Consider the following 11309-nt stretch of genomic DNA (forward strand, 5'->3'; position numbering starts at 1 on the left):
GGTAGTGGTTGCCAGACGTCTGCGACGATCGAACCGATTCTTTCGTGGACCTTCGCGGCACGCCGGGCCGCGAACTTGGACACGTCCAAGGCTATCGCCCGAGAATCAGGCAGCGAATCCACGACGTGTGCGAGGTATTGTCCTGTGCCTGCGCCGATTTCGACGATCCGCGCGGGATCCGACCTCGCCGTCGTCGCGCAGGCTCGGGTGACGGCATCCATCAGCGGGCCGAAGTGGCCGGCGCCGAGCAATCGTGCACGCGCGGCAATCATCTCGGCACTGTCGCCGGTGAACTTCGTGGCACCGCCACTGATCAGGCTCACGTAACCCTGGCGAGCGATATCGAATCGATGTCCGCGGTCGCACTCGGCGGCGCCGTCCACCAATTCCAGATCAGCAGCACACTGCGGGCAGGACAGAAGATCGATCACGGCGGCAAGCATTGATCCGTCCTTTCGGCTACCGGCGGTGCGCACACACTTCAGGCCCCGTACCGAAACGGATACGGAGCCTGCGTGCAATCACGTGCTGTTGTTCGTACTGCTACAACCTGGACCCGACTAGCTGGTGACGTTCGTGAGTTCCACACCGAGCGCTGCAGCTTCATCCGGGGTCAGCTCGACGACGAGGCGTCCGCCACCCTCGAGTGGAACCCGCATGACGATTCCTCGTCCCTCTTTGGTTGCTTCGAGGGGACCGTCCCCGGTCCGGGGCTTCATGGCCGCCATCCTCTGCTCCCTCCAGATCTGCGCTGCATTGCTCTGCGCCTCGACTAACGGTGCGCCCCGCCAACAATCAGCGAGGCTCGTACCCTCCATTGTTCCCTATGGATGCGGGAACCGGGAATCTGAGTCACATTTAGGGGTGTTCAGTCGACCGTCACACCTGCACCGGAACCCAGCAATCAGCCACGTGATCATCGACCATTCCGGTAGCCTGCATGAGCGCATAAGCCGTGGTAGGACCCACAAACTTGAACCCGCGCCGCTTGAGTTCCTTAGCCATGGCAGTCGACTCGGGAGTGACCGCGGGAACCTCTGCAATTGATGTCAGTCTTCTGGTGCGTCGAGGCGGCGAGAACGACCAGAGTAACGAATCGAGGTCCAGATCGGGCGAATTCACGAGCACTCGGGCGTTGGAAATCGTCGCCTCGATCTTCGCGCGATTGCGGACGATCGCGGCATCGGAGAGCAATCTCTCGACATCCGCAACTCCGTACGCTGCGACCTTGTCCGGATCGAACCCGTCGAAGGCTTCGCGGAACGCCTCGCGTTTGCGCAGAATCGTGATCCACGAAAGTCCCGATTGGAATGCTTCGAGGGCGAGTCGTTCGAACAGTTCGTCGCGCCCGTGCAGCGGACGCCCCCACTCCTCGTCGTGATAGTCGCGGTAGAGCGTGTCGCCGGGCGTCTCGACCACCCAGCCGCACCGAACGAGTCCGTCGGCCATCAGCCCTGGGAATCCTTCGATTCGGATACGGTCTCAGGCTCCTCCTGCGATGCTTCGGCCTTGGCCGGAGCATCCGCTTTCACCAGGACCTCAGACCGCTCGTCACGGCCCAGTTGTGCACGCAGAGAATCGATTTCCAACCCGAGGCGATGCAGGGCCCAATCCACTTCACTCGCCTTGTAGCCACGCAGCACCTGCTGAAAACGCAGCGCGTCGACATCCGCCCCGGTGACGTCCTCTGCCGGGAGTACGGTCGCCGTCGTGCCAGGAGGCAGCGGCGGCAGCTCTTCCGAGCGCCCGAACACAGCACTGGCGGCGAGGAAGATCATCGCGCCGACCAGTGCCATGACAATCAGGTACAGGAGGATCGTCATCATGGACCGATACTCCCATACCCGAGTGTGAGCGGTCAGACCCCCGCGGTGCGCACTATCGAATTCATCGGGGGTCGATCGAGTAGCGAAACCTCGGTGGTCTCGGGCACGAAAGAATCGCCGTCGACCAGGAATTGGGTCAACCCGGCACCCGAATCCTCGATCCCGCACCGCCGGAGCATCGTTCCGATGATCTGCCGGCTCATCACACCGAGGTCGGCGAGCGGCCGGTTGCGATGCTTGCGCACACCGAGATTGACCTGACCGATCGCCGCCAGCCCCAACGTGTCGTACGTGTCGAGCAGAAGGCCGATCTCGACGCCGTAGCCGGGCGCGAACGGGACAGCGGACAGCAGCTCACGGGTGCCCGCGTATTCACCGCCAAGCGGTTGCAGTACCGACGTGAGTTCCGGCCGCAGCGCGGCCAACATGGGCCGCGCAACCAATTCCGTGACTCGCCCGCCGCCGTTGGCATCCTCCGTGCCGCTCACGCGCAGCGGACGGCGGTAGTAGCCCTTCACCAGATGGATGCCGTCAACCGTGAGCAGCGGCCCCAGCAGTTTGGGCACGAACGCCGGATCGGGATTGATGAGATCGGAGTCGACGAATGCGATCAGATCGCCGGTCGTTGCGGCGACCGAACGCCACAGCACCTCACCTTTGCCCGCGGTCGGCGGGATGGACGGGACTGCGCTCTCACGACTGATCACCGTCGCCCCCGCCGCGCGAGCACGCTCGGCGGTACGGTCGGTCGAACCGGAATCGAGAACGATCAACTCGTCGACCAAACCACCGAGCAACGGATGAATGGTGTCGACCACCGCAGCAACGGTGTCCTCTTCGTTGAGTGCGGGCAACACCACCGAGACGGTTCGGCCACCCTTCGCCCGTTCGAGCTCGGCGACCGTCCAACTCGGATGGTCCCAACTGTTGGCGTCTGCCCATACGCGGGTCGGGCCCGCACCGGTGATGCTCATGCCAGACCTCGAACCGTACGTACCGGGGCACGGCGTCCCTGGATCGCGGCCACCATGTCGACGACTCGACGGGTGGACGCCACCTCGTGAACACGGAACACCCGGGCGCCGCCCGCCGCGGCCATTGCTGTCGCTGCCAATGTTCCCTCCAACCTCTCGGAAAGCTCCACACCAAGAGTCTCCCCGATGAAGTCCTTATTGCTCAGCGCCATCAGCACTGGCCACCCGGTGTTTACAAGAACGTCCACTTTTCGCAACAACTCGAGCCCGTGGAAGGTGTTCTTGCCGAAGTCGTGGGTCGGATCGATCAGAATCGCGTCACGCGGAACACCGAGAGCCAGGGCGCGTTCTGCCGCGGACACCACCTCGGAGACCACATCTGCGACGACGTCGTCGTAGCGGACACGGTGCGGGCGGGTGCGCGGAACCGCGCCGCCCGTGTGCGAGCAGACGATGCCGGCACCCGTCTCGGCAGCGACCACCACGAGTTCGGGATCCGCACCGGCCCACGTGTCGTTGATCAGGTCGGCGCCTTCGTCGCGCGCCATCCGCGCGACACCACTGCGCCAGGTGTCGACGCTGATGATCAACTCGGGGTACTTGGCCCTGATCGCGGCGACGAACGGAACCACCCGCCTGACTTCCTCGTCGGCGTCGACGAGGTCACCCGGCCCGGCTTTCACTCCCCCGATGTCCACCAGATCGGCGCCCTCGTCGACGGCCCTGTCGACGGCAGCCATCGCTGCCGAATCCGAGAACGTCGCGCCTTGGTCGTAGAAGGAATCGGGAGTGCGGTTGACGATGGCCATCACCAGTGCACGGTCGACCGCGACCGGACGCCCACACAGGGTGGGCGCCGGACCTGGCTGCGCGGTAGAACCGGGGAGTGAAGACATGCCACTCATACTGGCATGACGGAACTCGGTCTAGCCCTTGGGTACCGAGCCCGCCGCGACCTTTCCAACGTATTCGTCGTACGAGTCCACGTAACCACCCTCACGGCCTTCGAGAACGTGCAGAGTGTCGGCGCCGACGTCGTAACCCTCGTTGCGCAATTCCACCTTGCGCGACTTGAAAGTGCTGGTGTGTTCGAGTGAGTCGACGATGCGGATGAACAGCGGGACCGCGTAGTTGGGGAGCTTGCCGTAGAGGTGTGCCGCAACTTCGCTTCCCTCGAAGCTCTGACCGTCCCGCAGCTTGACCGCCGCCATTCCCGCGCGACCGTCGGTGCCCGGAATCTCGACGCCGTAGACAACTGCCTCCTCGACGGCTGGGTGCGAACTCAGTGCGCCCTCGACCTCCGTGGTGGCAACGTTCTCTCCCTTCCAACGGAAGGTGTCGCCGAGGCGGTCGACGAAGGCGACGTGGCCCCATCCCTGCTTGCGCACCAGGTCTCCGGTGTCGAACCAGGTGTCGTCGTCCTTGAATCCGCCGCGTACCAGTTTGCTGTTGCTCGCCGCTTCGTCGGTGTAACCGTCGAAAGGCGACCGGTCGGTGACCTTCGACAGCAGGAGTCCGACCTGACCCGTGGAAACCTTGCGGAGTCGACCGTCGGCTCCACGCAACGCTTTTCCGCTGTCCTCGTCGAACTCCACGACGGCGTGCGGCAACGGGCAGATGCCTGCCGTCTTGTCGACGTTGAGTGCGTTGACGAACGCGATGTTGCATTCGCTGGCACCGTAGAACTCGGCGACGCGGGGTATGCCGAACCGCTGGGTGAATTCGGCCCAGATCTCAGGGCGCAGACCGTTACCCACCATCAGCCGAACAGCATTGTCGCTGTCGGTCGGCTTGACCGGCTGGTTGAGCAGATAGCGGCACAGTTCGCCGATGTAGGTGAACGCGGTCGCCTTGTTGAGTGCGATGTCGTCCCAGAACCGCGAGGCCGAGAACTGACGTCCGATCGCGATTGTCGCACCGGACGCGAGCACCGAGGACAGCGAGACCGTCAACGCGTTGTTGTGGTAGAGCGGCAGGCAGCAGTACAGGGTGTCCGAGCCGCGCAAGCGCACGCCCATCAACCCGAGCCCCGACATCGACTTCAACCAACGGAAGTGAGTCATCAAGCTGGCCTTGGGCATTCCGGTGGTGCCCGAGGTGAAGATGTAGAACGCCTTCTCCTTTGCCAGCACCTCGGCGGTGACCGCGGGGTTGGACGGATCAGCCGTCTTCGCCAGATCCGCGAGTTCGCTGACGAGAAGTTGGTTCGGTCCGCTAAATCCGGCGGGCAACGATTCGAGGGCTTCTTCGCACTCGTCGGCTACCACCAGGACGCGCGCATCGAGGAGCGTAAGGCTGTGTGCCAGAACGTCGTCGCGCTGGTTGTAGTTCAGCATGCCCGCTGCCGCGCCGAGTTTTACCGCAGCCAAGGCGATCAGCAGCGCTTCGGGAGTGTTCTTTGCCAGCACTCCGACGACGTCTCCGCGGTCGACTCCTCGGCCGCGGAGAACGTCCGCGTAGCGGTTCACCAGTTCGTTGGCTTCCGCGTAACTGGTCGCGTGGCCCTCGAACCGGATGAACGGGCGCGACGGGTGCGCGTGCGCGGCCTTCTGGAAGATCAACCCGATCGATTCCTTGGCCGAAGGCTTACGGGTGAGCCCGGCGGCCCCCCGCGCCAGGATCGGCACCTCGGTGATCATCGACGGCAGTTTTGCCGCCAGATCCAGCAGGCCGACGGTCGAACGGGCTTCCGAACTCATGGCTCCCCTAACACGTATCCGGCGCCCATTCGGCCGCCCAGTCTGCGGCCACCTTACTGCACGGTAATAAAGCTCGCCATGCCCCAGGTCAGGGTTTCACGCACGCGTCTGATCAGGATTTGACGCACGCGTCGAGCGCGGCCTCGACGTCCGTCCTCACCAGCAGAGTGTCCAGCGCCTGACGCCCGACGAAGCCGGTACCGTCGAGCTTGTTCAACCACTCGAGCAGGCCGGTGAAGTGGCCGACGGGATCGAGCATCACGACAGGTTTCTCGTGCATTCCCAGGTAGCCGGCGGTCCACGTCTCGAACAGCTCTTCCAGCGTCCCGATTCCGCCGGGCAGCGTGATGAACGCGTCGGCGTGGTCTTCCATCAGCTTCTTGCGTTCGCGCATGGTGTCCGTGACGATCAGTTCGTCGGCGTCGACGTCGGCAACTTCCTTGTGCACCAAGGCCTTCGGGATGACGCCGACGGTCCAGGCACCCGCCGCGCGAGCGGACTCGGCGACAGCGCCCATCATCGACACGTTGCCGCCACCCGAGACCAACTGCCATCCGCGTCGACCGATCGCGGTTCCCACCTCGGCAGCCAACGCCAGGAACGATTCGTCCACCGGACCCGACGCGCAGTAGACGCAGATCGAGTACTTCTTGTCGGAATCGGTCACCATTCTTCTTCTTTCCCCAGATCTGCGGCCTCGTCGACGCCCTTGTCGGCGTTGAGGACGATTCGTACTGCTTCTTCCACGCTGTCGGTGACGTGCAGCAGATTCACGTCACCTTCGGAAATCTTGCCGTCCCGCTCGAGGGTGCCGCGAATCCAGTCGACGAGTCCGGACCAGTACTCGGTACCGAACAGGACGATCGGGAAGCGCGTGACCTTGTGGGTCTGCACCAGGGTGAGTGCCTCGAACAGCTCGTCGAGTGTTCCGAAGCCGCCGGGCAGGCAGATGAATGCCTGGGAGTACTTCACGAACATCGTCTTGCGTGCGAAGAAGTACCGGAAGTTGATTCCGAGATCCACCCACTCGTTGAGTCCCTGCTCGAACGGCAACTCGATGCCGAGGCCGATCGAGTACCCGCCGGCCTCACTGCAACCGCGGTTGGCAGCTTCCATCACTCCTGGCCCACCACCGGTGATGACGGCGTACCCGGCCTCGGCCAACGCCGTTCCCAGCTCGCGCCCGGATTGGTACTCGGGATGATCGACCGTGGTGCGGGCCGAACCGAACACCGTCACCGCACGCGGGACCTCGGCGAGTGCGCCGAAACCTTCGATGAATTCGCTCTGGATACGCAGCACACGCCACGGATCGGTGTGTACCCAATCCGTGGGTCCGCGCTTGTCGAGCAAGCGCTGATCCGTCGTGGTCTTCTCGTCCTTGCGCTTGCGTCGAAGCTGAACCGGCCCGCGGTGCTTGATCGACGAGCTCTGCTTCTTCGAAGCCGAATTCTTCTCTGGTGCCATGCGGCAAGGCTAACGGTCAGGCCGACAGATACTTCCTCAGCACGGCCGCGACGTCGGTGATCTGCTGCACCGGAACGTGCTCGTCGCGCTTGTGCGCGAGGTTCGGATCACCCGGTCCGTAGTTCACGGCAGGAATGCCGAGCGCCGAGAACCTGGACACGTCGGTCCACCCGTACTTCGCACGGAACTGACCACCGGCCGCCTCGATCAGGGCGGCAGCGGACGGGTTCGCCAAGCCGGGCAGCGCGCCAGGCGAGGAGTCGGTGACCTCGAATCCGAGGCCCAGACCGTCGAACACTTCGCGCACGTGCGCCTCGGCTTGTGCCTCGCTGCGATCGGGTGCGAATCGGAAGTTGACGTCCATCTCGGCTTCGTCCGGGACGACGTTTCCGGCGACGCCACCGGAGATCCGCACCGCCGACAAGCCCTCGCGGTAGCCGCAACCGTCGATGTCGACCGAGCGCGGCTGGTAACTCGACAACCGCTCCAACGCTCCGCTGAACTTGTGAATGGCATTGTCCCCCAGCCAGGACCTGGCCGAATGGGCGCGAGTTCCCGAAGCCGTCAACCGCACCCGCATCGTGCCCTGACACCCGGCCTCGATGAAACCGGCCGTCGGCTCACCGAGAATTGCGACGTCCGCCGCGAGCCATTGCGGGATCTCGCGTTCGATCCGTCCCAGGCCGTTGTACGTTGCGGCGATCTCTTCGCAGTCGTAGAAGACGAGGGTCAGATCGTGGGCCAGGTTCTCGATGGTGGCCGCAAGGTGTAGGAAGACCGCGTCGCCCGACTTCATGTCCACGGTCCCGCAGCCGTGCAGGATGTCGCCGTCACGCCGCGAAGGAACGTTGTCCGCGATCGGCACCGTATCCAGATGTCCGGCGAGCATGACCCGACTGGGCAAACCACGCGACGTACGCGCCAACACGGCATTGCCGTTGCGGATGATCTCGAAGCCCGAAGTCTGCTCACGCAGCGCATCCTCGACAGCCTGCGCAATGACGGATTCGTCGTGCGAGACGCTGGGGATGTCGACCAGGGCGGCCGTCAAGTCGATGGGGTCCGAAGCAAGATCGAGGATGCTCACGCGCACCAGCCTAGGCCGGTGCACCCACCACCCAGTAATCTCTAGTCCCGTGAGCGCACAGGGAGCAACAGCAGTAGGTATCGCCAACGTGACCGCGGACGGAACCGTCCTCGACACCTGGTTCCCGGCACCGGAGCTGGGAACATTCGACAAGACCGGTACCGAGAACGTCGAGGGAACAGATATTCCTTCCGATCTTGCACTGCTGGCAGGCACTGACGACGCTCGCGAGGTATCGCAGGTCGTCGTGCGCACCACCATCGCCGATCTCTCCAAGGCGCCGGTCGACGCACATGACGTCTACCTGCGCCTCCATCTCCTCTCGCACCGTCTCGTCGCACCCCACGGTGTCAACCTCGACGGCCAGTTCGGCCTGCTCAGCAACGTCGTGTGGACCAACTTCGGCCCGTGCGCCGTCGAAGGTTTCGAGCAGGTTCGCTCGCGTCTGCGCATCCGCGGCGTCGTGACCGTGTTCAGCGTCGACAAGTTCCCCCGCATGGTCGACTACGTCGTGCCGTCCGGAGTCCGCATCGGTGACGCGGACCGTGTCCGACTCGGTGCACACCTCGCCAGCGGAACGACCGTCATGCACGAGGGCTTCGTCAACTTCAACGCCGGCACCCTCGGCAACTCGATGGTCGAAGGCCGCATCTCCGCGGGCGTCGTCGTCGACGACGGATCCGATGTGGGCGGCGGCGCCTCGATCATGGGCACCCTCTCCGGTGGAGGCAAGGAAACGATCTCCCTCGGCAAGCGCTGCCTCCTCGGTGCAAACGCCGGCCTCGGCATTTCGCTCGGCGACGACTGCGTCCTCGAAGCGGGCCTCTACGTCACCGCCGGCACCAAGGTCACCGGCCCGGACGGAACCGTCGTCAAGGCCAAGGAACTGAGCGGCAAGTCGAACCTTCTCTTCCGTCGTAACTCGGTCTCGGGTGCCGTCGAGGTCGTGCCGTGGAAGGGCACCGGCGTCGAACTGAACGCTGCTTTGCACGCTAACGACTGATGAGTAGCACCGACGTCTCCGACGGAACAACCACTGCTCTCGGCCACGGTCTCAAGGTCCGCCATCTGACGATGATGGGCCTGGGCTCGGCCATCGGCGCCGGCCTGTTCCTCGGAACCGGCGTCGGTATCGCCAAGGCCGGGCCGGCCGTCCTGATCTCCTACATCCTTGCGGGCGCCGTCGTGGTGTTCGTGATGCGCATGCTCGGTGAGATGGGCGCCGCGATCCCGGCCAGCGGTTCCTTCTCTCACTACGCACGCCTGGGGATCGGCGAGTGGGCCGGCTTCGTGATGGGCTGGCTCTACTGGTTCATGCTGATCATGGTGCTGGGCGCCGAGATCACCGGGGCTTCGGCGATCGTGAACGACTGGGTGCCGTCGATCCCGCAATGGGTTGTCGCCCTGGTTTTCGTGGTGTTCTTCGCCGTGGTGAACCTGGCGAAAGTCAGCAACTTCGGTGAGTTCGAGTTCTGGTTCGCCGCAATCAAAGTCACCGTCATCATCGGCTTCTTGATCGTCGGTGTCCTGTTGGTGTTCGGTCTCCTGCCCGATACCGACCCGGTCGGTACGAGCAATCTGTTCGGGCAGGGCGGCTTCATGCCCAATGGATTGTCCGGCATAGCCGCAGGACTTCTCGTCGTGGCATTCGCCTTCGGTGGGATCGAGATCGTCACCATCGCCGCAGCCGAATCCGAGAATCCGGAACGCTCCATCGCCGTCGCTGTCCGGAGCGTCGTGTGGCGCATCAGCGTCTTCTACATCGGCGCCATCTCGATCATGGTTCTGGTGCTGCCCTGGAACGACCCCGAACTCGAGAGCGGCCCGTTTGTGGCCGTCCTGAACAAGGCGAACATTCCAGGCGTTGCCGGGTTCATGGAACTCGTCGTAGTGGTGGCGTTGCTTTCCGCCTTCAACGCCAACATCTACGGCACCTCTCGCATGGCGTTCTCACTTTCGCGCCGCGGCGACGGACCCGCCTTCATGGCGAAACTGTCGAGCACCGGAGTTCCGACCAATGCCGTTCTGCTGTCGGTGTTCTTCGGCTTCGTCAGCGTCCTGCTCAACTGGCTGCTCCCCGACGACCTGCTCGGCATCCTGCTCAACGCAGTCGGCGCTGCGCTGCTGGTCATCTGGATCTTCATCGTCGTCTCGCATCTGCGACTGCGAAAACAACTCGAAGCGTCGGGCAAGCTGACGGTTCGGATGTGGCTGTTCCCGTATCTGAGCTACGCGACACTCGCGATGCTCGGTGTTTTCGTCGTCCTCATGCTCTTCGACGCCGATGCCCGTGCACAGTTGATCTCGACCACCGTGTTGTTCCTCGTGATCGCGGCATTGGGTTTCCTGAACGCCCGTTGGCGTAAGCAGAATCAGCCCGTCTGATCCGTGTGCCTATGCATCCCGCCTGTTCACGACGACGATGCTGAGACCGAATACGACGAGCACGAAGAGGGCGAAGTAGATCAGGCTGCCCCAGGGTCCCCAGTGGAAATCGACGCTACCGCCGGAACCGAGAAAATTGTTGGCGTTCATGAACGGCAGGAACGGCATGATCTTCTCGCCGATACTTCCGAACAGGTTGAAAAGATTCTCGATCAGCAAGGGCCACAACAGCAGAAGCGCGATCGCACCTGCAGACTGCCGGAGCAACGCGCCCACTCCGACTGCTAGAACTACGCAGAAGAACGCGTAGATCGGTGTTCCGTAGACGACCCGCCAGTTCTCGTCGCCGGACAGAGTCAGGAATCTTCCGGCGTCACCTGATGTGGCCTTCGTGAGGCCGAAGGCGCCGAACGACAACACGAGAGTCAGCACCGCTCCGAACCCACCGATGAGGCCCGCTTTGGCGATGAGCACCGAGGCGCGGTTCGGAACCGCCTGGAAGGTGGTGCGGATGGTCCCGAAACGATATTCGCTGGTGATCGCGAGAGCCGCCATGATCATCAGAACCAACACACCGAAGCCGGTCACTCCACTGAGTGCCCCCGAAACTGTCGGCATCATTGCACCGTTGGGGTTGCTGAGCGACGACTTGGCGCTCAGTCCGAAAACGGTAGCGAGTCCCAACCCGAGCACGATGATGATGATCGTGCACCACAGCGGCGACTTGGTCGTGGTGATCTTGATACGTTCCGCACTGAGAACAGCCATTACAGTGCACCTCCCATAGCCTGCTGCGTGTTTGCCTGCTGCGTGTTTGCCTGCTGCGTGTTTGCCTGCTGTGTATTTGCGTGGTGTGCACCGACACCCGGAT

At 63.5% G+C, this 11309-nt stretch carries 13 protein-coding genes; 2 read left to right on the plus strand and 11 right to left on the minus strand.

All coding sequences use genetic code 11. The annotated features are described in order from the left end of the window. The 10 genes from RWT78_RS23795 to dapE form a co-directional block, all read right to left on the minus strand. Positions 1-443 (minus strand): putative RNA methyltransferase (locus RWT78_RS23795; protein WP_399552185.1); only part of this gene is annotated, 443 nt, incomplete at its 3' end. A gap of 117 nt (positions 444-560) precedes the next feature. After that, the gene (locus RWT78_RS23800) at positions 561-728 is read right to left on the minus strand and encodes a DUF3117 domain-containing protein (protein WP_003945169.1); all 168 of its coding nucleotides are present in this window, start codon (positions 726-728) and stop codon (positions 561-563) included. A 151-nt stretch (positions 729-879) separates the two neighbouring features. Further along, the gene (locus tag RWT78_RS23805; RefSeq protein ID WP_030536943.1) at positions 880-1449 is read right to left on the minus strand and encodes a DNA-3-methyladenine glycosylase I; all 570 of its coding nucleotides are present in this window, start codon (positions 1447-1449) and stop codon (positions 880-882) included. Beyond that, positions 1449-1826, minus strand: a complete 378-nt coding sequence (locus tag RWT78_RS23810; RefSeq protein ID WP_003945181.1) for a DivIVA domain-containing protein — start codon at positions 1824-1826, stop codon at positions 1449-1451. The genes RWT78_RS23805 and RWT78_RS23810 overlap by 1 nt, the downstream gene beginning before the upstream one ends. A 32-nt stretch (positions 1827-1858) precedes the next feature. Then, positions 1859-2800: a glucosyl-3-phosphoglycerate synthase gene (locus RWT78_RS23815; RefSeq protein WP_003945188.1), complete on the minus strand. Its 942-nt coding sequence runs from the start codon at positions 2798-2800 to the stop codon at positions 1859-1861. Further along, entirely contained in the window at positions 2797-3696 is a 900-nt protein-coding gene (gene folP / locus RWT78_RS23820; RefSeq protein ID WP_314681389.1) for a dihydropteroate synthase, read from the minus strand. Before folP ends, RWT78_RS23815 begins: the two co-directional genes overlap by 4 nt. A gap of 30 nt (positions 3697-3726) precedes the next feature. Beyond that, the gene (locus RWT78_RS23825) at positions 3727-5499 is read right to left on the minus strand and encodes a long-chain-acyl-CoA synthetase (protein ID WP_314681391.1); all 1773 of its coding nucleotides are present in this window, start codon (positions 5497-5499) and stop codon (positions 3727-3729) included. A 112-nt stretch (positions 5500-5611) separates the two neighbouring features. Next, positions 5612-6169, minus strand: a complete 558-nt coding sequence (locus RWT78_RS23830; protein WP_003945191.1) for a TIGR00730 family Rossman fold protein — start codon at positions 6167-6169, stop codon at positions 5612-5614. Next, positions 6163-6966, minus strand: coding sequence for a TIGR00730 family Rossman fold protein (locus RWT78_RS23835; protein ID WP_003945176.1), 804 nt, complete (start codon positions 6964-6966; stop codon positions 6163-6165). The genes RWT78_RS23830 and RWT78_RS23835 overlap by 7 nt, the downstream gene beginning before the upstream one ends. Positions 6967-6982: 16 nt before the next feature. Further along, on the minus strand, positions 6983-8053 hold the full coding sequence (dapE, locus tag RWT78_RS23840; RefSeq protein ID WP_172403543.1) for a succinyl-diaminopimelate desuccinylase: 1071 nt from the start codon (positions 8051-8053) through the stop codon (positions 6983-6985). Between the two features lie 49 nt (positions 8054-8102). Between dapE and dapD the strand changes: the two genes are divergently transcribed. Beyond that, a complete protein-coding gene (dapD, locus tag RWT78_RS23845; RefSeq protein WP_019749368.1) occupies positions 8103-9056 on the plus strand; it encodes a 2,3,4,5-tetrahydropyridine-2,6-dicarboxylate N-succinyltransferase in 954 nt (317 codons plus the stop codon). Continuing rightward, positions 9056-10438 carry an amino acid permease gene (locus RWT78_RS23850; RefSeq protein ID WP_314681395.1) on the plus strand — a complete coding sequence of 461 codons (1383 nt, stop codon included), beginning with the start codon at positions 9056-9058 and terminating at the stop codon, positions 10436-10438. The genes dapD and RWT78_RS23850 overlap by 1 nt, the downstream gene beginning before the upstream one ends. Before the next feature lie 9 nt (positions 10439-10447). Here the strand turns inward: RWT78_RS23850 and RWT78_RS23855 are convergent, their stop codons facing one another. Next, positions 10448-11206, minus strand: a complete 759-nt coding sequence (locus tag RWT78_RS23855) for an ABC transporter permease (protein WP_003945183.1) — start codon at positions 11204-11206, stop codon at positions 10448-10450. Between the last annotated feature and the right edge of the window lie 103 nt (positions 11207-11309).

Origin of the sequence: uncultured Rhodococcus sp. (genome assembly GCF_963525155.1) — a bacterium.
GTDB classification, from domain to species: Bacteria; Actinomycetota; Actinomycetes; order Mycobacteriales; family Mycobacteriaceae; genus Rhodococcus_F; species Rhodococcus_F qingshengii.

Coding starts and splice junctions, on each gene's coding strand:
- RWT78_RS23800 (WP_003945169.1), bottom strand. CDS start 728: ATGGCGGCCATGAAGCCCCGGACCGGGGACGGTCCCCTCGAAGCAACC.
- RWT78_RS23805 (WP_030536943.1), bottom strand. CDS start 1,449: ATGGCCGACGGACTCGTTCGGTGCGGCTGGGTGGTCGAGACGCCCGGC.
- RWT78_RS23810 (WP_003945181.1), bottom strand. CDS start 1,826: ATGATGACGATCCTCCTGTACCTGATTGTCATGGCACTGGTCGGCGCG.
- RWT78_RS23815 (WP_003945188.1), bottom strand. CDS start 2,800: ATGAGCATCACCGGTGCGGGCCCGACCCGCGTATGGGCAGACGCCAAC.
- folP (WP_314681389.1), bottom strand. CDS start 3,696: ATGTCTTCACTCCCCGGTTCTACCGCGCAGCCAGGTCCGGCGCCCACC.
- RWT78_RS23825 (WP_314681391.1), bottom strand. CDS start 5,499: ATGAGTTCGGAAGCCCGTTCGACCGTCGGCCTGCTGGATCTGGCGGCA.
- RWT78_RS23830 (WP_003945191.1), bottom strand. CDS start 6,169: ATGGTGACCGATTCCGACAAGAAGTACTCGATCTGCGTCTACTGCGCG.
- RWT78_RS23835 (WP_003945176.1), bottom strand. CDS start 6,966: ATGGCACCAGAGAAGAATTCGGCTTCGAAGAAGCAGAGCTCGTCGATC.
- RWT78_RS23850 (WP_314681395.1), top strand. CDS start 9,056: ATGAGTAGCACCGACGTCTCCGACGGAACAACCACTGCTCTCGGCCAC.
- RWT78_RS23855 (WP_003945183.1), bottom strand. CDS start 11,206: ATGGCTGTTCTCAGTGCGGAACGTATCAAGATCACCACGACCAAGTCG.